The organism is Acidovorax sp. GW823-FHT02H02 (assembly GCF_058797075.1).
The window spans coordinates 244,684-268,185 of sequence record NZ_JBXAJH010000001.1; the positions used below are offsets into that span (position 1 = coordinate 244,684).

Genomic DNA, 23,502 nt, shown 5'->3' on the forward strand with positions numbered 1-23,502 from the left:
GGGCCGGCCCGCCATGGCACAGTTCTTCATCAACCGGCCCATCTTTGCGTGGGTCATCGCCATCATCATCATGCTGGCCGGCGCCATGTCGATCAAGACATTGCCGCTGGAGCAATACCCCGACATCGCGCCGCCGCGCGTATCGATCAGCGCCCTGTACACCGGGGCGTCGGCCAAGACGGTCGAGGAATCGGTCACGCAGGTGATCGAGCAGCAGCTCAAGGGCCTGGACAACCTGATCTACATGGGCTCGACCAGCGACGCCTCGGGCAGTTCGCGCACCACGCTCACCTTCAATGCCGGCACCAACATCGACGTGGCGCAGGTGCAGGTGCAAAACAAGCTGCAGCAAGCCATGTCGCGCCTGCCGCCGGCCGTGCAAAGCCGGGGGGTCACCGTCACCAAGGGCGGCAACGACTACCTGATGATCATCACCTTCACCTCGCCCGACCCCAGCGTGTCGCAGGTGGACATTGGCGACTACATCACCAGCAACCTGGTGGACGTGATCAGCCGCATCGACGGCGTGGGCGACGTGCTCACACTGGGTACCGGCTATGCCATGCGCGTGTGGCTCGATCCGGGCAAGCTCGAAAAATATGCGCTCATGCCGTCCGATATCGGCAGCGCCATCAATGCGCAGAACGCGCAGGTGTCGGCGGGCCAGCTGGGGGCCCTGCCCGCCGTGGGCGAGCAGCAGCTCAATGCCACCATCACGGCGCGCAGCAAGCTGCAGACGAAAGAAGAGTTCGAACAGATCGTGCTCAAATCCACCACCGACGGCGCCGCCGTGCGCCTCAAGGACGTGGCACGCATCGAGCTGGGGGCGGAAAACCTCACCATCACCTCGCGCCTGAACGGCCGGCCCGGCGCCGGCATGGGCGTGGTGCTGGCCGACAGCGCCAACGCCATGGCCGTGGCCACTGCCGTCAACGCCAAGATCGCCGAACTGCAGCCGTTTTTTCCCTACCAGCTCAAGCCCTTCACCAGCTACGACACCACGCCATTCGTCAGCGCCTCGATCGAAGAAGTGGTCAAGGCCCTGCTCGAAGCCATGGCGCTGGTGGTGCTGGTGATGTACGTGTTCCTGCAGAACTTCCGCGCCACGCTGATTCCGGCCATTGCCGTGCCCGTGGTGCTGCTGGGCACCTTCGGGGTGCTGTCGGCAGCGGGTTTCTCGATCAACACGCTCACGATGTTCGGCCTGGTGCTGGCCATCGGCCTGCTGGTGGACGACGCCATCGTGGTGGTGGAAAACGTCGAGCGCGTGATGAGCGAGGAAGGCTTACCCCCTAAGGAGGCCACGCGCAAATCGATGGCCGAGATCACGCCCGCCCTCGTGGGCATTGCGCTCACGCTGTCGGCGGTGTTCATCCCCATGGCGTTCTTTGGCGGCTCCACCGGCGTGATCTACCGGCAGTTTTCCATCACCATCGTGTCGGCCATGGTGCTGTCGGTGCTGGTGGCCCTGACGCTCACGCCCGCGCTGTGCGCCACCTTGCTCAAGCCCATTGCCAAGGGGCAGCACAGTCCCTTTGGCGCACCGCGCAAGGGCCTTGCGGGCTGGATCGACCGCTTTTTTGTCGGCTTCAACCGCCGCTTCGACCGCACGGCCGACAGCTACCAGCGCGGCGTGGGCGGCGTGGTGCGCCGGGGCAAACGCATGATGCTGGTGTACCTGCTGATCTGCGCGGGCATGGCGGTGCTGTTCTTGCGCCTGCCCACGTCGTTCTTGCCCAATGAGGACCAGGGCGCGATATCGGTGCAGATCACGTTGCCGCCGGGCTCTTCCAACGCGCGGCTGCAGGCCGTGATGGCGCAGGTGCAAAAATACTTTGCTGCCCAGCCCGATGTGATCAGCTTCAACTCCATCACCGGCTCGGGCGGCGACCAGAGCTCGGCGCGCGGCTTTGTGCGGCTGACCAACTGGAGCCAGCGCAAGCGCCCAGACCAGAGCGCCGACGCCATTGCGCGCAAGGCCACCAAGGACCTGGCTGCCATCCGCGATGCGCGCATCTTCGTGCTGCTGCCGCCCGCCGTGCGCGGGCTGGGGGCCAATGCGGGGTTCAACTTCCAGCTCAAGGACCTGAACGGCCTGGGCCACGACGCGCTGGTGGCTGCACGCGACAAGGTGCTGGACCTGGCCGCCAAGCGCCCCGAGCTGAGCAACACGCGCAGCACCAACCTCGATGACACCGCGCAGCTGGGCGTGGACATCGACGACAGCAAGGCCGGCGCCCTGGGCCTGGCCACGGTGGATGTGAACAACACCCTGTCGAGCGCGCTGGGCGGCACCTATGTGAACGACTTTCTGAACAAGGGGCGCGTCAAGCGCGTGTACATGCAGGGCGATGCGCCGTTCCGCATGCTGCCGCAGGACGTGGCCCCCTGGACGGTGCGCAACAACCAGGGGCAGATGGTGCCGTTCTCGGCGTTTTCGAGCACCCGCTGGACCTATGGCTCGCCGCAGCTGCAGCGCTACAACGGCGCCCCCAGCTATGAGTTCGTGGGCAATGCGGCCGCGGGCGTGAGCTCGGGCGTGGCCATGGCGGCGGTCGAAGACATCATGAAGGAAATGCCCTCGGGCATTGGCTACGAATGGACCGGCGCCTCGTTCCAGGAGCGGCTGTCGGGCTCGCAGGCGCCGCTGCTGTATGCGGTGTCCATCCTGTTCGTGTTCCTGTGCCTGGCCGCGCTGTATGAAAGCTGGTCGGTGCCGTTCTCGGTGATCCTGGTGGTGCCGCTGGGCATTGTCGGGGCCTTGCTGGGCATCGGTTTTCGCGGGCTGTCGAACGACGTGTACTTTCAGGTGGGCCTGCTCACCACCGTGGGGCTGTCGTCCAAGAACGCCATCCTGATCGTGGAATTTGCCACCCAGCTGCAAGAGCGCGGCCGCAGCGTGGTGGACGCCACGCTGGAGGCCGTGCGCCTGCGGCTGCGGCCCATCTTGATGACCTCGCTGGCCTTTGGTTTTGGCGTGCTGCCGCTGGCCCTGGGCACGGGCGCCGGCGCCGGCGGCCGGCAGGCCATTGGCACGGCCGTGCTGGGCGGCATGGTGTCGGCCACCGTGCTGGGCATCTTTTTTGTGCCGGTGTTCTTTGTGCTGATTCGCGGTTACTTTGCCGACCGCGCAGCCAGACCATTGGCCAGTGAAACTGGAGCCGCCGCATGAGCCGCCACCCCCTGATCGCTCCCCACCACACCGTGGGCGCCCTGGCGCTGCTGGCACTGCTGACACTGGCGGGCTGCACCAGCCTGGCGCCCGACTATGCGCGCCCCGCCCTGCCCGTGCCGGCCACGCTGCCGGGCACTGAGGCGCAGCCCGGCACCCCTGTGCCCGACTCCGGCCCCATGGGCTGGCAGGACTTCCTGCACGAGCCGCGCCTGCGCGAGCTGGTAGCGCTGGCGCTGCAGAACAACCGTGACCTGCGCGTGGCCGTGCTGGCCATCGAAAAAGCCCGCGCACAATACGGCGTGGAGCAATCCAACCGCTTCCCCGCCGTGGGGGCCACTGGCGCCGGCACGCGCACACGCACCGCCCAGGACCTGACCACCAGCGGCCGCTCGCCCATCAGCAGCCAGTACAGCGCGCAGCTCGGGTTCAGCAGCTACGAGATCGACCTGTTTGGCCGCGTGAAAAACCTCAACGAGGCCGCGCTGCAGGAATTCTTGCGCACCACCGAAAGCCGCCGCAGCGTGCAGCTGAGCCTGGTGGCCGAGGTGGCCAACGCCTGGCTCACGCTGGATGCCGATGGCCGGCGCCTGCGACTGGCGCAAGACACGCTGCGCAGCCGCCAGAAGTCGTTTGAGCTGACCGAGCGCAGCCACGCGCTGGGCGCGGCCTCGGGCCTCACGCTGGCACAAGCCCAGACCACCGTGGACGCGGCCCGCACCGACGTGGCCGCCTTCACCAGCCAGGTGGCGCGCGACCGCAATGCGCTGGCCCTGCTGGTGGGCGCGCCCGTGCCCGCCGCGCTGCTGCCCGAGGGGGTGAACACGGCCGCATCGGCATCGGCATCCACAGAGCCCACGCCCACCCTCGCCCCACCCGCCGCCGCGCTGCTGGCCGTGCCGGCCGGCCTGCCCTCGTCGGTGCTGCTCAACCGCCCCGACGTGCGCGCGGCCGAATACACGCTGCGCGGCGCCTACGCCAGCATTGGCGCTGCGCGGGCCGCGTTCTTCCCCAGCATCACGCTCACGGCGTCGGCGGGCACCGCCAGCAACGCGCTCTCGGGCCTGTTCGACGGCGGCAACGGCACCTGGAGCTTTGCGCCGCAGATCCGTCTGCCCATCTTTGATTCGGGCCGCAACCGCGCCAACCTGCAGATCGCCGAAACCGCGCGCGACACCGCCGTTGCCCAGTACGAAAAGGCCGTGCAGACCGCGTTCCGCGAAGTGGCCGATGCCCTGGCCGACCGCGCCACGCTGGCCGAGCGCCTGCAGGCCCAGCAATCGCTGCAGGCTGCCACGCTGAAGGCACTGCAGCTGTCCGAAGCCCGCTACCGCCTGGGCGCAGACAGCTTCCTGCCCGTACTGGACGCCCAGCGCTCGCTCTACGGCGCGCAGCAGACACTGATCGCGCTGGCACTGGCCGAGCAGGCCAACCGGATCACGCTGTACAAAGTGCTGGGGGGCAGCTGGAGCGACGACACCACGGGCGGCATGGCAACGCCCGGCTCCTGAAGGGGGTGCTTTCGCGCCCACCCGACGGGGAATCCCCCCTGGGGTGCCCATGCACCAAGCTGGCACGGCCGCCACGCAGACCCTGCACCGATATCGACATCGGCTCTGATCTTGCTTTTAACTTGATAGCTGCAAACGCTTGCCAAACAAGCGCTGCAGCAGGGCTTCACTTTAACCACCCATTTTAAGCATCGCTGGCACAGGCCTTGCATAACCCTGGGCGTGGCCAAGGTAGGCCACCTGTTGAGCCCGGTGCAATGGCGGATCGGGCTGACGAAGACGATGGCGTCCCTGCGGGAGTGCTGGCTGCGAAGCCGGTGCACCGCGCGGACGCCTTTTTGTTTTGCCGAAACGCCTACGGGGGTCACGATGAAAAAATCCAGGCTGGTGATGGTGGGAAATGGCATGGCCGGCGTCCGCTCGCTCGAAGAGCTGCTGAAGATTGCGCCCGACCTCTACGACATCACGGTGTTCGGTGCCGAACCGCACCCCAACTACAACCGCATCCTGCTGTCTCCCGTGCTGGCGGGCGAGCAGACCATCGACGAGATCATCCTCAACGACTGGGCCTGGTACCAGGACAACCAGATCACGCTGCACACCGGCTTTACCGTGACCGACGTGGACCGCGTGCACCGCACCGTGCGCGCCACCAACGCCGTGGGCGAAACCATCACCGCCGAATACGACCGCCTGATCATGGCCACGGGCTCCAACCCGTTCATCCTGCCCATCCCCGGCAAAGATTTAAAGGGTGTGCTGGCCTACCGTGACATTGCCGACACGCAGGCCATGATCGATGCCGCAGCCACCTACCAGCACGCCGTCGTCATCGGCGGCGGCCTGCTGGGGCTGGAGGCCGCCAACGGCCTCATGAAGCGCGGCATGCAGGTGACGGTGGTGCATGTGGGCGACTGGCTGATGGAGCGCCAGCTCGACGATGTGGCCGGCAAGATGCTGCAGAAGTCGCTGGCCGAGCGCGGCATGCAGTTTCTGATGAAGGCGCAGACGCAGGAGCTGGTGGGCAACGCCGAAGGTCGCGTGGCCAGCGTCAGGTTCAAGGACGGCACCGAGGTGCCCGCCGACCTGGTGGTGATGGCCGTGGGCATCCGACCCAACACGGCTCTGGCCGAAAAGATGCGCCTGCATGTGAACCGCGGCATCGTGGTGAGCGACACGCTGCAGACCACCACCGACGCGCGCATCTACGCCGTGGGCGAATGCGCCGCGCACCGGGGCATTGCCTATGGCCTGGTGGCCCCGCTGTTCGAGCAGGGCAAGGTGCTGGCCAACCACCTGGCCGAGTTCGGCATTGGCCGCTACCAAGGTTCGCTCACATCCACCAAGCTCAAGGTCACGGGCATCGACCTTTTTTCAGCAGGCGACTTCCAGGGCGGCGAGAACACCGAAGAGATCGTGATGAGCGACCCCTTTGGCGGCGTGTACAAGAAGCTGGTGCTCAAGGACGACAAGCTCGTGGGCGCCTGCCTGTACGGCGACACGGTGGACGGCAGCTGGTACTTCAAGCTGCTGCGCGACGGCCGCACGGTGAACGACATCCGCGACAAGCTGATGTTTGGCGAAAGCAACATCGGCGACGCAGGCCACCAGGGCCAGAACAAGGCCGCCGCCATGGCCGACAGCGACGAGGTCTGCGGCTGCAACGGCGTGACCAAGGGCGCCATCTGCAAGGCCATCAAGGACAAGGGCCTGTTCACGCTCGATGAAGTGCGCAAGCACACCAAGGCCAGCGCATCGTGCGGCTCGTGCACCGGCCTGGTCGAGCAGATCATCATGTTCACGGCGGGCGGTGACTACAGCGCCACGCCCAGGACCAAGGCGATCTGCGGTTGCACCGACCACGGCCACCAGGCGGTGCGCGAGGCGATCCGCACCAACAAGCTGCTGTCCATTGCCGATGTCTTTCATTTCATGGAATGGAAGACGCCCAATGGCTGCGCCACCTGCCGCCCCGCCGTCAACTACTACCTCATCAGCACCTGGCCCAAGGACGCCAAGGACGACCCGCAAAGCCGCGCCATCAACGAACGCAGCCACGCCAACATCCAGAAAGACGGCACCTACAGCGTCATCCCGCGCATGTGGGGCGGCGAGACCACGGCCGACGAGCTGCGCCGCATTGCCAATGCGGTGGACAAATACAAGATTCCCACCGTGAAGGTGACAGGCGGCCAGCGCATTGACCTCTTGGGCGTGAAGAAGGAAGACCTGCAGGCGGTGTGGAAGGACATCGGCATGCCCAGCGGCCACGCCTACGCCAAGGCCCTGCGCACCGTGAAGACCTGCGTGGGCAGCGAATGGTGCCGCATGGGTACGCAGGACAGCACGCAGATGGGCAAGGACCTGGAGCGCGCCATGTGGCGCATGTACGCACCGCACAAGGTCAAGTTTGCCGTGAGCGGCTGCCCGCGCAATTGCGCCGAGGCCGGCATCAAGGACGTGGGCATCATCGGCGTGGACAGCGGCTGGGAGATGTACGTGGCCGGCAACGGCGGCATCAAGACCGAGGTGGCGCACTTCTTCACCAAGCTCAAGACCGCCGAGGAAGTGCTGGAGTACACCGGCGCGTTCTGCGAGCTGTACCGCCAGGAGGGCTGGTACCTGGAGCGCACCGTGCACTACGTGAACCGCGTGGGCCTCGACTACGTGAAAAAACGCATCCTCGAAGACCACGCCGGCCGCCAGGCGCTGTGGGAGCAGCTGCAGTTCGCGCTCGATGGCGAGCCCGATCCGTGGTTCGAGCTGGACAAGGCAGCGGTGGACCAGCGGCAGTTCATCCCGATCGCCGCGGTCTGAAAGTTTTCATCTCAAAAGTGCCCTCAGCGTTTTACCGACAGGCGCAAGAAGCCACAAAAGGAATAGCAATGACCGAATGGACATCCATCTGCCGCGTGGACGATATCCCCGTGCTGGGCTCGCGCCGCGTGGCCCGCGAAAAAGGCCTGGACGTGGCGGTGTTCCGCAGCGCGTCCAACGAGATCTTTGCCTTGCTCGACCGCTGCCCGCACAAGGGCGGGCCCCTGAGCCAGGGCATTGTTTTCGGCACCAGCGTGGCCTGCCCCATGCACAACTGGACCATTGGCCTGTGCGACGGCCAGGCCGCCGCCCCCGACGAGGGCTGCACGCCCCCATTTCAGGTGCGGGTGGAGGACGGCACCGTGCTGCTCAACACCCACGAACTGGCCCACCACGCCGTGAGCGAAACGCGCCCCATCGCAGGGCCGCAACGGCGCACCCCGGCGGCGTGATCCCACGCCAGCCCGGCTGGCTTGCCACGCTTAGCGTGCAGGCCGGCATCCACCGCACCCTTGGCAACCCTGGCACCGCTCCCAGACAGACCGCAGAAAGAAACCCATGGCCTATCTCGTCCCCTCCGAATTCGTCACCAAAATGGTGGACGCCGGCGAATCCAAGATCTACATGTCCACCCGCGACGCCCTGATCCGCGCCTACATGGCGGGCGCCATCCTGGCACTGGCGGCGGTGTTCGCCGTCACGGCCACCGTCATGTCGGGCTCGGCACTGGTGGGCGCCATCCTGTTCCCGGTGGGTTTTTGCATGCTTTACCTGCTGGGCTTTGACCTGTTGACCGGCGTGTTCGTGCTGACGCCGCTGGCCTGGCTGGACAAGCGCCCGGGGGTCACGATCCAGGCCATTCTGAAGAACTGGGGCCTGGTGTTCACCGGCAACTTCCTGGGCGCGCTGACCGTCGCCTTCATGATGTCCTTCATCTTCACCTATGGTTTTTCGGTGGCGCCGAATGAAATCGGCACAAAGATCGGCCATATCGGCGAGGCGCGCACCCTGGGTTATGCCCAATACGGCCTGATGGGCTGGCTCACCATCTTCATTCGCGCCATGCTGTGCAACTGGATGGTGTCCACCGGGGTGGTGGGCGCCATGATCTCCACCACCGTCAGCGGCAAGGTGATTGCGATGTGGATGCCCATCATGCTGTTCTTCGCCATGACCTTCGAGCACTCGGTGGTGAACATGTTCCTGTTCCCCTCGGGCCTGATGATGGGCGGCAACTTCTCGATCCTCGACTACTTCATCTGGAACGAGATCCCCGTGGTGCTGGGCAATCTGGTCGGTGGCCTGGCCTTTACCGGGCTCACGCTGTACGCCACCCACATCAAGACCGGCCCCAAGCGCAAGCTCGTCTGAGCCCCCCGCATCCGCCGGGTGCCAACGCGGCAATGCTCCTGCTGTCCCGAATCCGGCACCCTGAACGAATGGCGCACCAATGAGCGACACCCTGAAAGTGAGCCTTGGCCAGCACTCGGACAAGGGCTGCAAGGAGGTCAACCAGGATTTCCACGGCGCCTGCGTGCCCCAGGGGCAGGTGTTGGCCGCCAAGGGGGTGGTGGTGGCCCTGGCCGATGGCATCAGCAGCAGCGATGTCAGCCAGATCGCCAGCGCCGCGGCGGTGCACGGGTTGCTCCAGGACTACTACTGCACCTGCGACGCCTGGAGCGTCAAGCGCTCGGCACAGTGCGTGCTGGCGGCCACCAACTCGTGGCTGCACGCACAAACCCAGCGCAGCCCCTACCGCTTCGACAAAGACCGGGGCTACGTCTGCACCCTCAGCGCGCTGATCATCAAATCCACCACCGCACACCTGTTTCATGTGGGCGACACGCGCATCTACCGCGTGCAGGGCAAGGCACTGGAGCAGTTGACCGAAGACCACCGGGTACGCCTCCCGGACGGGCAGATCTACCTGGGCCGTGCGCTCGGGATTCAGCCGCAGCTGGAGGTGGACTACCAGGCCCTGCCGGTAGAGCCCGCAGACACCTTCGTGCTGACCACCGATGGGGTGCATGAACATGTCAGCGCCAGCTTCATCACGCAGGCCATTGAAACCCACGCAGACGATCTGGACCAGGCCGCCCGCACCATCGTGGAAGAAGCCCTGCGCTGCGGCAGCGACGACAACCTGACCCTGCAGATCGTGCGCATCGATGCGCTGCCCCACCAGGACGCCAGCGAACTGCAGCGCCAGCGGGCCGCGCTGCGGTTGCCGCCCATCCTGGAGCCCCGCACCCTGCTGGACGGCTACCAGATCGTGCGCGAGCTGCACGGCAGCCACCGCAGCCACATCTACCTGGCCATCGACACCGACAGCGGGCAGAAGACGGTGCTCAAGACACCCTCCATCGACCTGCAGGACAACGCCGCCAGCCTGGACCGCTTTCTGATGGAAGAATGGATTGCGCGGCGCATTCACAGCCCCCATGTGCTGCGGCCCGCCCCCTCGGAACGCAAGCGCGGGTACCTTTATGTGGCGATGGAATACGTGCAGGGGCAAACCCTGGCCCAGTGGATGATTGACCACCCCAGGCCCGAACTCTCGGTGGTGCGCGACATCGTGGACCAGATCGCACGCGGCCTGCAGGCCTTTCACCGCATGGAGATGCTGCACCAGGACCTGCGGCCCGAGAACATCATGATCGACACCTCGGGCACCGTGAAGATCATCGACTTTGGCGCGGTCCACGTCGCTGGCCTGGCCGAGAGCGCGGCGCCCGGTGCCGGCGATACCGTTCCGGGCACCTTGCAATACACGGCCCCCGAGTACTTTCTGGGCGAGCCCGGCACGCCGCAATCGGACCTGTTCTCGCTCGGCGTGATCACCTACCAGATGCTCACCGGGCGGCAGCCCTATGGCACGCAGGTGGCGGGGATCCGCACCCGGGCGGCACTCATGCAGCTGCACTACGCCAGCGCGCTCGATGAACACCGCGCCATTCCGGCATGGATGGACGCCGTGCTGCGGCGCGCCGTCCACCCCAACCCGCACCAAAGGCAGGAAGCCTTGTCCGAGTTCGCGCACGATCTGCGGCAGCCGAGTGCAGCCTACCTCGGCCGCGCCCGCCCGCCACTGTATGAGCGCAACCCGATGGTGTTCTGGCGCGCCATGGCGCTCGTGCTGGGGGCCGTCGTGGTGGTTTTGCTGGCGGTGCTTCAACACCTGCGCTGACACGGCCGCCCCCCGGCAAGGCACGGCTTCGCGCCCGCTCACGCACCCCCCCGTCCTGGAGCGCCCCGATGCACCAGGCTGGTGCCAGCCATCTGCCCGTGACCCACCCGGATCGGCGCCAGGCCGGTGCCCGGTGGCGTGGGGGCTGGCACATGTATTGCGTTACCTGTGCGAAGGCCCCGGCAGGGGCCAGTGAACCCGGGGTGCAATGGCGCAGCCAGGGGGCACACGGACGAAGGCGTCTGCACCTGCGGTTTCGAAACCTCGAAGCCACGGGGTGTGGGCGCTTTTTTTTTGCGATTTTCCTTGGGGACTGCGATGAAAAATTTCAGACAAACGGCGGGGAGCCCAGCGGACTTGCCTCTGGAGTGCGGGACAGAACCCCTTGTCGTGCGTTCCATGCAAGAAACCCCATCCACCTGCCCGTACTGCGGCGTAGGCTGCGGTGTGATCATCGAAAGCACCGGTAGCCAGATCACCGGCGTGCGTGGCGACCCGAACCACCCCGCCAACTTCGGCCGCCTGTGCACCAAGGGCTCCACCCTGCACCTCACCGCCACCAGCACCATCACCCTGCAGACCCGCCTGCTGCAACCGCAGCACCGCGCGCAACGCGGCGACAAACCGCAGCCGCTGCCATGGGATGCCGCACTGGCCATGGCGGCAGACCGGTTCGCCAGCACCGTCACGCAGCACGGCCCCGACGCCGTGGGCTTCTACGTCAGCGGCCAGCTGCTCACCGAGGACTACTACGTCTTCAACAAACTGGCCAAGGGCCTGATCGCCACCAACAACATCGACACCAACTCGCGCCTGTGCATGAGCAGCGCCGTGGCGGGCTACAAGCAGACCCTGGGCGCCGACGCCCCGCCCGCCTGCTACGACGACGTGCACCACGCACAGTGCCTGTTCATCGTGGGCAGCAACGCGGCCTGGGCACACCCCGTGCTGTTTCGCCGCATCGAGGACGCGCGCGCCGCCAACCCCGGCATGAAGGTCATCGTGGCCGACCCGCGCCGCACCGATACGGCCGGCATGGCCGACCTGTTCCTGCCCATTCAGCCCGGCAGCGACGTGATGCTGTTCAACGGCATGCTGCACCTGATGCTGTGGGAGGGCTGGGTCGATGCCAGCTACATCGCCGCGCACACCACGGGCTTTGACGCGCTCAAGGCCCTGGTGCGCGACGCCACGCCCGAGCGCGTGGCCCAGGTGTGCGGCATCTCGGTGGCCGATCTGACCACCGCCGCCCAATGGTTTGCCACGGGAGCCACAGGCGATCCGCAACGTCGCAAGGCCACGCTCAGCCTGTACTGCCAGGGCCTGAACCAGAGCAGCAGCGGCACGGCCAAGAACGCCGCACTCATCAACCTGCACCTGGCCACGGGCCAGATCGGCAAGCCCGGCGCGGGCCCGTTCAGCCTGACGGGCCAGCCCAACGCCATGGGCGGGCGCGAGGTGGGCGGCCTGGCCAACTTGCTCAGCGCGCACCGCGATCTGGCCAACCCGGCACACCGCGCCGAGGTGGCCGCGCTGTGGGGCGTGGCCGATGTGCCCAGCCAACCCGGCAAGACAGCCGTGGAAATGTTCCAGGCCGCCGCCGACGGCGAGATCAAGGCGCTGTGGATTGCCTGCACCAACCCCGCGCAAAGCATGCCCGACCAGGCCACCGTGCGCCGAGCCCTGCAGCGCGCCGAGTTCGTGGTGGTGCAGGAAGCCTTTGCCACGGCCGAAACCTGCGCGTACGCCGACCTGCTGCTGCCCGCCACCACCTGGGGCGAGAAGACCGGCACCGTGACCAACAGCGAGCGCCGCATCTCGCGCGTGCGCTCTGCCGTGCCCGCACCTGGCCAGGCGCGCCACGACTGGGCCATTGCGGTGCAGTTTGCGCACCAGCTGGAGGCACGCCTGCGCCCCGGCCAGCCCACCCTCTTCCCCTATGCGACCGACCACGCCGACGCAGGTGCCGAGGCCGTGTGGAACGAGCACCGTGCAAGCACGCGCGGGCGCGACCTCGACATCACCGGCTTGTCGTGGGAAACGCTTGAATCCCAAGGCCCGCAGCAGTGGCCGTTCGCTGCGGACGCCGCCACGGGCAAGGCCCGCCTGTACGAAGACGGCATCTTCCCCACCACGGATGGTCGCGCGCGTTTTGCAGCCCATGCGTGGCAGCCCACCGCCGAGCCCCGCGAGTCACGCTACCCCTTCAGCCTGACCACCGGCCGCCTGCGCGACCAGTGGCACGGCATGACCCGCACGGGCACTCTGGGACGCCTGTTCGGCCATGTGGCCGAGCCCAGCGTGCAGCTGCACCCGCAGGACATGGAGCGGCGCGGCCTGCACAACGGCGACCTGGTGCATGTCACCAGCAAACGCGGCTCCATCGTGGTGCCCGTGCAGGCCGATGCCACGCTGGGCCTGTCGCAGGCCTTCATGGCCATGCACTGGGGCAGCGAATTCCTGAGCGGCAGCTCCTCCACCGGCGAGCGGCTGGCGGGCGTGAACGCGCTCACCACCTCGGTGTTCTGCCCCACGTCCAAACAGCCCGAGCTGAAACATGCCGCCGTCAAGGTGCTCAAGGCCGAGCTGCCCTGGATGCTGCTGGCCATGGCCTGGCTGCCGGTTGACAAAGCACAAGCAACGCGCGAAGCCTTGTCCGCGCTGATGGCGCAGTTTCCATTTGCCAGTTGCGTGCCCTTCGGCAACGCCACCCCGCTGGATGATCCGGGCCGCGAGCGCACCGGCGTGCTACTGCGCGCAGCCGCGCACGAGGCACCGCCCGAAGCACTGGTCACGCAGATCGAAGCCCTGCTGGGCCTGGCGGGCGCCGACACGCTGCGCTACGCCGACAAGAAGCGCGGCCAGCGCCGCGCCGCGCGCCTGGCGCGCCAGGGTGAAGCCACCACGCTCGAAGGCATGGTGCTGGCCGGCGACACCAGCGCCGAGGGCTGGCTCAAGACCCTGCTGCAAGAGGAACTGCCCGCGCAAACCTATGGCCGCCTGCTGCTGGTGCCCGGCGCCAAGGCCCCGGCAGCAGTGCAGTCGCGCGGCAAGCCGGTGTGCACCTGCTTCAACGTGACCGATGCCGCCATCACCGGCGCGCTGGCGCATTGCCACGGCACCGACAACGACCGCCTGGCCCAGTTGCAGGGCCAGCTGCGCTGCGGCACCCGCTGCGGCTCGTGCCTGCCCGAGCTCAAGCGCATGGTGCGCAGCACGGGGCCGCTGGCCGCCAATCCCGCTCCCGCACAGGCCACCATATAACCAGAAGTTCGCTGGATTGCAGGAAAATAGCCGTCCACCCCACCACGACCACACCAGGACTTGTGCAACAGGGCTCCGGCCAGGCCTTTCGGCGCAGACAGTACAAGCGTACGGCCAGCCGAAATAACGACGCCAGAGCCCTGTGTCACAAGTCCCGCCACCAAAAACCATGGGTATCAGCCAGTACATCAAGGAAATCGGCCGCGGCCCGCGCGGTTCCAAGCCCCTGACGCGCGAGCAGGCGGCCGATCTTTTCGGCCAGGTGCTCGATGGCACGGCCTCCGACCTGGAGATCGGCGCCTTCTGCCTGGCCATGCGCATCAAGGGCGAAACGCCCGAGGAAATGTGCGGCTTTCTCGACGCCACGCACAGCCGCATGGCATTGCTGCCCGCCAGCGACCGCCCCCTGATCGTGCTGCCCAGCTACAACGGTGCGCGCAAGCTGCCCGTGCTCACACCCCTGCTGGCGCTGCTGCTGGCACGCGAGGGCCTGCCCGTGCTGTTGCATGGCATGCGCACCGAGGCGCGCCGCACCCTGGCATCGGATGTGCTGCTGGCGCTGGGTGTTCCTGCGCTTACGGCTCCTGAAAAAATCGCCAATGGCCGCGTGGCCCACATCGAGACCCAGCACCTGCACGCCGGCCTGGCGCGCCTGCTGAAGGTGCGCGAGGTGGTGGGGCTGCGCAACGCGGGGCACAGCGCCGTGAAGCTGATGAACCCCTGCGCAGGCGCCGCCGTGGTGGTGACCAGCTACACCCATCCCGAGTATTACGAGATGCTGCAGGCCACCTTTGGCGCGCTGCACATGACCGCCCTGCTCTCGCGCGGCCTCGAAGGCGAAGTGGCGGCAGACCCGCGCCGCACGCCCCGCTACGACGCCTTTGTGGCCGGTGTGCACCAGCTGCTGCAAGAACAGCAACCCGGCACCGCAGCCGAGGTGCCCGGCCTGCCCACCGCGATTGACATCGACACCACGGCGCGCTACACCCGAGACGTACTGGACGGCCGCCTGCCCGTGCCGGCGGCGCTGGCGCAGCAGGTGGAACACATCTTGCATCTGGCTGCGCAAACCACACTGCCGACACCATGAAAACCACCCCACCCCCCGCCAGCCCGCCGCCAGCCACCTTCCAGGGAACCTGCACGCTGGTGGGCGCGGGCCCGGGCGACCCCGAGCTGCTCACCCTCAAGGCCCTCAAGGCCATCCAGGCGGCCACCGTGCTGCTGGTGGACGACCTGGTGAGCGACGCCATCGTGGCGCACGCATCGCCCACGGCCCGCATCGTCTATGTGGGCAAGCGCGGCGGCTGCAAGAGCACGCCGCAGGCCTTCATCGAAAAGCTGATGCTGATGGCCGTGAACGAAGGCGAGAACGTGGTGCGCCTCAAGGGCGGCGACCCCTTCATCTTTGGCCGGGGCGGCGAAGAGGTGGAGCACCTGCGTGCAGCGGGCGTGCAGGTCACCGTCATCAACGGCATCACTGCGGGCCTGGCAGGCCTGACCTCACTGGGCGCACCGCTCACCCACCGCGCACATGCGCACGGCGTGGTGTTCGTCACCGGCCACGCCAAGCCGGGCGACGCGGGCACCGACTGGCGCCAGCTGGCTGCGACGGCGCGCGATGCCAAGCTCACGCTGGTGATCTACATGGGCGTGAGCGGCGCCGCGCATATCGAGCACGAGCTGCTCACCGGCCTGCCCGCCAGCACGCCCGTGGCCATCATCCAGCACGCTAGCCTGCCGCACCAGCGGCATGCCGTGGCCACGCTGGGCACGCTGCAGGCCACCATCACACGCGAGGGGCTGGCCAGCCCTTCCGTCATTGTGGTCGGCGATGTGGTGCACGGCGTGGCGGCAGCGGCAAGCGCCGCGGACACGGCCCCCGCCCCGGCCGCCGCGAAGCGCCGGGTGTCAGGCTGAGGCTTTTATCCTCCCCAGGAAAACCGGTGCCACGGGGCCGCAAGGTCGCGCGCAGTGCTAGCATCGCGGCCGCGTGGTGCACGGGTTGCCGATCACCGCGCAGAAAGTTCTGCCTTTGACTTCCCGCCTTGCGCACCCGGCTGTGGTGCTGGCCCTGTCCTTTCTCAGCGTGATTGCGCTGGGCACCCTGTTGCTGATGCTGCCTTTCGCGCGCGCGCAGGCGGGTGAAAGCGCGCCCTTTCTCACCGCGCTGTTCACCGCGACATCGGCGGTCTGCGTGACCGGGCTGGTGGTGGTGGACACGGGCACCTACTGGAGCGGCACGGGCCAGGCCGTCATCATGGGCCTGTTCCAGATCGGCGGCTTCGGCATGATGACCTCGGCCACGCTGATGGGCCTGCTGATCAGCGGGCAGATGCGCATCCGCACGCGGCTGCTGCTGCAGGCCGAAACCCACTCGCTGGCGCTGGGCGACGTGAAAAGCGTGGCCAAGCTCGTGCTCAAGGTGACGGTGGCCGTGGAACTGGCCATGGCCCTCGCGCTGTGGCTGCGGTTTGCACTGGGCTATGGCATGCCCTGGGGCGATGCGGCATGGCACGGGCTGTTCCATTCCATCTCGGCGTTCAACAACGCGGGCTTTTCCACCTGGGGCGACAGCGTGATGGCGTACTCGGGCGATGCCCTGGTGCTGGTGCCACTGATGCTGGCCATCGTGATCGGCGGCCTCGGGTTTCCGGTGCTGCACGAGCTGCTGGCCGAGCGCGGGCGCAAGCGGCCCATCTGGTCCATGCACACGGCCATCACCGTGTGGGGCTCGCTGGCGCTGGTGGCGCTGGGCACCGGGGTCGTCCTGCTGACGGAGTTCGACAACCCCGGCACGCTGGGGCCCATGGGCTGGTCGCACAAGACGCTGGCGGCGCTGTTCACCTCCATCTCGGCACGCACGGCGGGCTTCAATGCCATCGACATCGGCGCGCTCACCACCGAATCGCTGGCGCTGCACTATGTGCTGATGTTCATTGGCGGCGGCAGCGCGGGCACCGCCGGCGGCGTAAAGGTGACCACCTTCTTCGTGCTGGTGCTGGTGGTGTGGAACGAGATCCGCGGCCACCGCGACGTGGAGTTCCGCGGCCGTCGCATCGCCGACTCGGTGCAGCGCCAGGCCATCACCATCATGGTGCTCAGCGCGGCCGTCGTCTCGCTGGCCCTGTTGCTGATCCTGCCGCTGACGACGCTGCCCCTGGAAAAAGTGCTGTTCGAGGTGGTCTCCGCCTTTGGCACCGTGGGCCTGTCCACCGGCATCACGGCCGAGCTGCCGCCCGGCGCCCAGTCCATCATCATTGCGCTGATGTTCGTTGGCCGCGTGGGCGTGGTCACGCTGGCCGTGGCCCTGGCCACGAACCAGATCCGCCGCAACTACCGATACCCCGAGGAGAAACCGATTGTTGGATAAATCCGTCAAACACCTGTCCGGCAGCGTGGTCGTCATCGGCCTGGGCCGCTTTGGAACGGGCGTGGCCAAATCTCTGGTGGAGCTGGGCCACGATGTGCTGGCCATCGAGCACGATGCCGATACGGTGCAGTCGCTGTCGTTGGTGCTGCCCCATGTGGTGCAGGGCGACGCCACCGACCTGGAAACCCTGCGCCAGCTGGCCGTGCCTGACTTCGCACACGCGGTGGTGAGCATTGGTGGCGACCTGGAAGCCAGCGTACTCACCATCCTCAACCTGAGCCAGCTGGGCCTCAAGGACATCTGGGCCAAGGCCATCGACCCGCAGCACGGCCGCATCGCAGAGCGGGTGGGTGCGCACCACGTGGTGTACCCCGAGGCCGACATGGGCGAGCGCGTGGCCCACCTGGTTACCGGCAAGATGATCGACTTCATCGAGTTCGACGACGGCTTCGCCATCGCCAAGACCCGAGCGCCCATGGAAACGCACAACAAGCCCCTGTCGCAGTCCAACGTGCGCAAGCGCCATGGGATCACCGTGGTGGGCATCAAGCGGCGCCACGTCGACTTCATCTATGCCAAGGCCGAGACCGAGATCAAGCCCGGCGACCACCTGATCGTGGCGGGCCCCACGCGCATGGTGGAACGCTTCGCGTCGCTGTACTGAGCGGCGCGGGCCGGCCGGCGTGGGTGCCGCCATCGACGCCTTCGCGCAACCGGTGACCAATGTGCTGTCGGCCATCACCAGCGAGATGGCAGGGCTCTCGCGGCAGGCCGTGTCGCTGGGGCGCGCGGCTGCAACGCGGCTTGAGAGCCGGTGAGGGCGGAGCCGATCAGCCCTCTGTCGTCTCCCGCACCTGCCGGAAGCGCTCGGCCAGCTCCTTGCGCAGCGACTTGCGCAGCAGCGCCGCCTCCCAGCGGCGCCGCTCATCGGTGGTCGAGGGTATGAGGGGCGGCACCGCCACGGGCTTGCGCGCCTCGTCCACCGCCACCATGGTGAAAAAGCAGCTGTTCACATGCCGCACCACCTTCGCGCGGATGTCTTCGGCCACCACCTTGATGCCCACTTCCATCGACGAACTGCCCGTGTAGTTGACGCTGGCCAGAAACGTCACCAACTCGCCCACATGGATGGGCTGCAGAAACATCACCTGGTCCACGCTCAGCGTGACCACGTAGCAGGCCGAAAAGCGGCTGGCGCAGGAATACGCCACCTGGTCGAGCAGCTTCAGGATGGCCCCGCCATGCACGTTGCCCGAAAAATTGGCCATATCGGGGGACATCAGCACGGTCATGCTGAGCTGGTGGGAGGGGATGTTCATGCCGCCCATTGTCGCCTACCGCCGGCCAAAATCGGAGGTCTGCGCAGCACCTACACTGCAGGCCATGCAGATGTTTGATGTGGTGATCGTGGGTGCCGGTGCTGCCGGCCTTTTTTGTGCCGGCCAGGCGGGCCAGCGTGGCCTCCAGGTGCTGCTCATCGACCACGCCGACAAGGCGGCCGAAAAGATCCGCATCTCGGGCGGCGGGCGCTGCAACTTCACCAACCGCGACCTCGACCCTGCCGCGCCGCACAAGCACTTCGTGGGACAGAACCCGCAGTTCTGCCGTTCGGCGCTGTCGCGCTACACCCCGTCAGACTTCATCACCCTGGTGCAGAAGCACGGCATCCCCTTCCATGAAAAGCACAAGGGCCAGCTGTTTGCCGACCGTTCGGCCGAAGACATCATTGCCATGCTGCTGGCCGAATGCGCCGCCGGTGGGGTGACGCACTGGCAGCCTTGTGCCGTCAGAAACATCATATTTTCGGCCTCTGGCGCAGATCCATCCAGCGCTGGCAGCTATCAAATCAATACCGATAGAGGCCCCGTGCAAGCGCGTTCGCTGGTGGTCGCCACCGGCGGCCTGTCGATCCCCAAGATCGGCGCCACCGACTTCGGCTACCGGCTGGCGCAGCAGTTCAGCATCCCGCTCATCGAGCGCCGCCCGGGCCTGGTGCCGCTGACGTTTGACGGCGCGGGCTGGGCGCCCTATGCGCAGCTGTCGGGATTGGCCTTGCCCGTACAGATCAGCACCGGTGCCAAGAAAAATCGCATGGCCTTTGACGAAGACCTGCTGTTCACCCACCGCGGGCTCTCGGGCCCGGCAGTGCTGCAGATCTCCAGCTACTGGCAAGAGGGCCAGCCCCTGGCCATCGACCTCGCGCCCACGGTGGACTTGCCCGCAGCGCTGGCGCAGGGCAAAGCGCGTTCGAAGAAACTGATTGCCAACGAACTGGCCACCCTGGTCCCGAGCCGCCTGGCCGATGCCTGGGCCAGCCGCGAGGCGGACTGGCAGCGCCCCATCAACGAAGCCTCGGACAAGGCCCTGGCCCGGCTGGCCGAGCAGCTGGCGCGCTGGGAGCTCACCCCCACCGGCACCGAGGGCTACAAGAAAGCCGAGGTCACGCTGGGCGGCGTGGACACGCGCGCGCTGTCGCAGCAGACCATGGAATGCAAGACGCAGCCGGGCCTGTATTTCATTGGCGAGGTGGTCGATGTGACGGGCTGGCTGGGCGGCTACAACTTCCAGTGGGCCTGGGCCAGCGCCCATGCGTGTGCGCAGGCGCTGGGAGCGACACCCCCGTGAGGCCCTGCGCCCCCCCGTGCAGCCACCAGAAGCGGCAGCCCGTGACCGGCCAAGCCTGTGCAACGCCCGTTTGACCGCTACGCAGCCGCCACCTCCCGCCCCTGCATCGCCTGCGGTGCGTGCTGTAGCGCCCAGACCTCCAGCGCTGGCGCTGGCAGCGGGCGGCTGAAGTGGTAGCCCTGCAACTCCTCGCAGTCCAGCGCGCTCAGCACCTTGGCCGTGGCCAGGTCTTCCACGCCCTCGGCCACTATCTTGAGGCCCAGCGTGTGGCCCAGGGCGATGATGGCGCTCGTGATAGCCATGTCGGCGGGGTTAGCCAGCATGTCGCGCACAAAGGACTTGTCCACCTTGAGCCGGTCGATGTCAAAGCGCTTGAGGTAGGCCAGGCTGGAATACCCGGTGCCGAAGTCGTCGATGGACAGTTGCACGCCCAGCGCCTTGAGGGCCGCCAGCTGCTGCTCGGCGGCATGGGCGTTTTCCATCAACTGCGATTCTGTGATCTCCAGCTCCAGGCGATGGGCAGGCATGCCGGTGCGGGCCAGCAGCGCCTCGATGTCGGTCACCAGCGACGGGGCTGCCATCTGCGCGGCCGACAGGTTGACCGAGATCGACGCCCGGGCCAGCGGGTGCGGCACCACGGCGTCGCCCGGACCCGTATCCAGCGCCAGCTGTTGCCAGCGAACCCACTGCTCGCAGGCCTGCTGCAGCACCCAGCTGCCAATGGCACGGATCATGCCGGTCTCTTCGGCGATGGGGATGAATTCGCCGGGCGGTATGGACCCCAGCACCGGGCTGGTCCAGCGCAGCAGGGCCTCCACGCCCAGCAGCTGGGCGCCCTGGGCGCTCAGGCGGGGCTGGTAGTGCAGGCTCAGTTCGTTGCGCTCCAGCGCACGGCGCAGCTGCAGCTCCATGGTCTGGCGTGCCACGGCGCGCTGGTTGGTCTCCATCGAATAGAACAGCGCCCTATCGCGGCCGGTGGTCTTGGCCTCGTACATGGCGGCGTCGGCGCGGCGCATCAGCTCGTCGATGTCGCTGCCGTCGTCGGGGTGCACGGCAATGCCCACGCTGCACGACACATTCAGCTCGTGCCCGTCCACCGGATGGCTCTGGCGGATGAGCGGGATCAGCCGCCGCTCCACCAGCTGCTGCACATCCTCGCACCCGGCCACGTCGCGCATCACCACCACAAACTCGTCGCCCCCCAGGCGGCTCACGGTGTCGCGGCTGCGCACGGCCTGGGTGAGGCGCGCGGCCACCGAGCGCAGCAGGCCGTCGCCAATGTGGTGGCCCAGCGTGTCGTTGATGGCCTTGAAGCGGTCCAGGTCGATGAACAACACCGCCACCTTTTCGCCCGTGATGGATGCCTCTTCCAGCGCCATCTGCAGGCGCTGCTCGCACAGCGAGCGGTTGGGCAGCTCGGTGAGCACGTCGTGGTGGGCCAGGAACTGGATGCGCTCCTCGCTGCGCTTACGGTCGGTGATGTCGATGGCAATGCCGATGTGGTTGGCCACTGCGCCGCCCTTGCTCTTGCCCTCGCGCAAGGCCGACACCATGAGCCAGGCCGGGTAGGTTTCGCCCGAGCGGCGGCGAAACCGCACCTCGCCCTGCCAGTACTCCTTGTCGAGCATGGCGCGCTGGATCTGCGCTGACAGCAACTCGGCCTCCGTCTCTTCCAGCAAAAAGCCCAGGTCCTCGCCGACGACCTCGTAGAAGTCGTAGTGCGTGCTGCGGCAGAACGCCTGGTTCACACGGATGATCTGCTGCTCGACATTCATGATGATGAGGCCCTCGGACAAGGCCTCGAACACATTGGCCCACAGCCCCAGGCGCCGCTCCATCGCCTTGCGCACGTTGATGGGCGTGAAGGTCGTGAGCACCGAATCGCGCCCCTGGAACTGCAGGCGCCGCGCCGACAGCATGGCCCACGAGGGCTCGTGGCTTCCCTTCCAGCGCACATCGAATTCATCGACCGAGTCCTGGTCCGCCAGGCGCTGAAAGAAACGCGCGCGCACGCCCGGCTCCAGCCCCACGGCCCAGGGGTCGGTCTTGCGGCCGCCCAGCCAGTGGACGGCGGGCACGTTGTAGTGCAGCACCTCATGATCGGGAATCGACGTGACGACCATGGGGATGGGGAAAGCCTCCACCAGCTCGCGCTGCGCCTCGGCCGCGCGGGCGCGGGCGGCCAGCTCCTGCTGCAGCAGGCGGTCGCGGTCGAGCTGCGACAGCATTTCGTTGAAGGCCGTGACCAGGCGGCCGATTTCGTCACGGCTGACCCAATGCGCGCGCAGCCGGTGGTCGCCGCTCCTGCGCACCTCGTCGGCCACGCGGGCCAGCTGCTGCAGCGGCTTGGCGATCTGCCGGGCCACCAGCGTGACCAGGCTCAGGATGCAGCCCAGCAGCACCACCGCCGTGCCCAGGTGCAGCCACATGCGGGCGAACAGGCTGTCGGCGCGCAGGTTCAGCAAACGCTCCAGGTCCCCGATGCCCACCGACCAGGCATCGCGCAGCGCGCCCAGCACCAGGGCCTCCTGCACGCCCACCCGTGCCACCGCCAGGCCCGACTCGCCCGCCGCCACCCCTTGCAGCAGCGACTGGAACCCCGCCAGCGCGCTCTTGAGCGCCTCACGCTGGCCGGCCAGCGCAGCGCGCATCTCGGGCGAGCCGGCAATGAAGGCCTGGTTGTAGTCCGACTCGATGCCCAGCGCTACCGCGTCCAGCCGCCCCGCCAGCGTGAGCAGCTCCGACGACCACTGCGGCCCACGCCGCGACGGCATGGCATTCAGGAAACTCACCGTGTCGTGCACCGCCTGCAGCAGCTCGGGAAAACGCAGCACCACGAGCGACATCACGTAGTAGCTGTCCAGGTCAGGGTCCAGGATGAGGTTGGACTGGTTGCCCACCGTGGTCAGCAGCTCGCGCCCCTCGCGCAGCAGCTGGCTGCGCAGGTGGATGAGCGACTGCGAATCAGCGGCGGGCGAGCCCCCCTGGGCCTGGCCAGCCAGCTGCTGCAGCGCCACGCCAAACCGCTGGGCCACATCGGCCGTGCTCAATGGCTCGTCGTGGGCCGCACGCACGACCTCCAGGCGGGTCAGCACATCGGCCACCAGCGGAGGCTGCTGCGATGCTTCCAGGAACTGCCCCATCAGGCCGTCGCGCACCACCTCCGCGTAGGTCGTGCCCACCACCTCCTTGCGCGTGAAGTCAATGGCCAGGTATTTCTCGTGGATCAGGATGCTGGAGACGTAGATCACCGCCGTCAGGTCCAGCAGATAGATGAGCATGAGCTTGCGGCCCACACTGAGCCGGCCCAGCCAACCCGATACTTGGTGCATGAATGCCATGGTGTCTGCGGCGGTGCCGCCCGGCCGGATGGCCAGGGCTCCCCACCGATGAATAGGAGTGTTACAACATGAAGCAATTTCCGCGCCATTGCAGCGCAGCCCGCCCTCGGGAGACCATCGTCCTGGCGCGGTGACAGCGAACAGACGGGCAACCCTTGCACCACGGGCGCGCATAAAGGCTATAATCTCCGGCTTTGCTGGCAATGCCCCGT

15 protein-coding genes are annotated in these 23,502 nt (G+C 67.2%); 13 read left to right on the forward strand and 2 right to left on the reverse strand.

Annotation, left to right across the window (positions count from 1 at the left end):
* Nucleotides 1-13 precede the first annotated feature (13 nt).
* From AC1RDS_RS01175 to AC1RDS_RS01230, 12 genes are all read left to right on the forward strand, one after another.
* Nucleotides 14-3,172, forward strand: coding sequence for an efflux RND transporter permease subunit (locus tag AC1RDS_RS01175; protein ID WP_348682745.1), 3,159 nt, complete (start codon nucleotides 14-16; stop codon nucleotides 3,170-3,172).
* The gene (locus AC1RDS_RS01180) at nucleotides 3,169-4,683 is read left to right on the forward strand and encodes an efflux transporter outer membrane subunit (protein WP_492226618.1); all 1,515 of its coding nucleotides are present in this window, start codon (nucleotides 3,169-3,171) and stop codon (nucleotides 4,681-4,683) included. The genes AC1RDS_RS01175 and AC1RDS_RS01180 overlap by 4 nt, the downstream gene beginning before the upstream one ends.
* A 369-nt stretch (nucleotides 4,684-5,052) precedes the next feature.
* Complete coding sequence (gene nirB, locus AC1RDS_RS01185; protein ID WP_092698824.1) at nucleotides 5,053-7,500, forward strand: nitrite reductase large subunit NirB; 2,448 nt, start codon at nucleotides 5,053-5,055, stop codon at nucleotides 7,498-7,500.
* A gap of 68 nt (nucleotides 7,501-7,568) precedes the next feature.
* Complete coding sequence (gene nirD, locus AC1RDS_RS01190) at nucleotides 7,569-7,952, forward strand: nitrite reductase small subunit NirD (RefSeq protein ID WP_092698822.1); 384 nt, start codon at nucleotides 7,569-7,571, stop codon at nucleotides 7,950-7,952.
* Nucleotides 7,953-8,058: 106 nt separating this feature from the next.
* Nucleotides 8,059-8,871 carry a formate/nitrite transporter family protein gene (locus AC1RDS_RS01195; RefSeq protein ID WP_092698820.1) on the forward strand — a complete coding sequence of 271 codons (813 nt, stop codon included), beginning with the start codon at nucleotides 8,059-8,061 and terminating at the stop codon, nucleotides 8,869-8,871.
* 79 nt (nucleotides 8,872-8,950) lie between these two features.
* Entirely contained in the window at nucleotides 8,951-10,687 is a 1,737-nt protein-coding gene (locus AC1RDS_RS01200) for a bifunctional protein-serine/threonine kinase/phosphatase (protein ID WP_348682743.1), read from the forward strand.
* 399 nt (nucleotides 10,688-11,086) lie between these two features.
* Nucleotides 11,087-13,951 carry a nitrate reductase gene (locus AC1RDS_RS01205; RefSeq protein ID WP_348682742.1) on the forward strand — a complete coding sequence of 955 codons (2,865 nt, stop codon included), beginning with the start codon at nucleotides 11,087-11,089 and terminating at the stop codon, nucleotides 13,949-13,951.
* A 169-nt stretch (nucleotides 13,952-14,120) separates the two neighbouring features.
* Nucleotides 14,121-15,041, forward strand: coding sequence for a DNA-binding protein YbiB (ybiB, locus tag AC1RDS_RS01210; protein ID WP_287876911.1), 921 nt, complete (start codon nucleotides 14,121-14,123; stop codon nucleotides 15,039-15,041).
* Complete coding sequence (gene cobA, locus AC1RDS_RS01215; RefSeq protein ID WP_492226619.1) at nucleotides 15,038-15,871, forward strand: uroporphyrinogen-III C-methyltransferase; 834 nt, start codon at nucleotides 15,038-15,040, stop codon at nucleotides 15,869-15,871. The genes ybiB and cobA overlap by 4 nt, the downstream gene beginning before the upstream one ends.
* A 115-nt stretch (nucleotides 15,872-15,986) precedes the next feature.
* On the forward strand, nucleotides 15,987-17,324 hold the full coding sequence (locus tag AC1RDS_RS01220; protein ID WP_492226620.1) for a TrkH family potassium uptake protein: 1,338 nt from the start codon (nucleotides 15,987-15,989) through the stop codon (nucleotides 17,322-17,324).
* Entirely contained in the window at nucleotides 17,314-17,988 is a 675-nt protein-coding gene (locus tag AC1RDS_RS01225) for a potassium channel family protein (RefSeq protein WP_092698810.1), read from the forward strand. The genes AC1RDS_RS01220 and AC1RDS_RS01225 overlap by 11 nt, the downstream gene beginning before the upstream one ends.
* A 19-nt stretch (nucleotides 17,989-18,007) precedes the next feature.
* The gene (locus tag AC1RDS_RS01230; RefSeq protein ID WP_492226621.1) at nucleotides 18,008-18,142 is read left to right on the forward strand and encodes a hypothetical protein; all 135 of its coding nucleotides are present in this window, start codon (nucleotides 18,008-18,010) and stop codon (nucleotides 18,140-18,142) included.
* A gap of 12 nt (nucleotides 18,143-18,154) precedes the next feature.
* On the opposite strand, the gene AC1RDS_RS01235 is transcribed toward AC1RDS_RS01230, so the two are convergent.
* Complete coding sequence (locus tag AC1RDS_RS01235) at nucleotides 18,155-18,643, reverse strand: acyl-CoA thioesterase (RefSeq protein WP_092698808.1); 489 nt, start codon at nucleotides 18,641-18,643, stop codon at nucleotides 18,155-18,157.
* A 64-nt stretch (nucleotides 18,644-18,707) separates the two neighbouring features.
* On the opposite strand from AC1RDS_RS01235, the gene AC1RDS_RS01240 reads away from it, so the two are divergent.
* Complete coding sequence (locus AC1RDS_RS01240) at nucleotides 18,708-19,949, forward strand: BaiN/RdsA family NAD(P)/FAD-dependent oxidoreductase (RefSeq protein ID WP_348682738.1); 1,242 nt, start codon at nucleotides 18,708-18,710, stop codon at nucleotides 19,947-19,949.
* 77 nt (nucleotides 19,950-20,026) lie between these two features.
* Here the strand turns inward: AC1RDS_RS01240 and AC1RDS_RS01245 are convergent, their stop codons facing one another.
* On the reverse strand, nucleotides 20,027-23,290 hold the full coding sequence (locus tag AC1RDS_RS01245; RefSeq protein WP_092698806.1) for an EAL domain-containing protein: 3,264 nt from the start codon (nucleotides 23,288-23,290) through the stop codon (nucleotides 20,027-20,029).
* Nucleotides 23,291-23,502 lie beyond the last annotated feature (212 nt).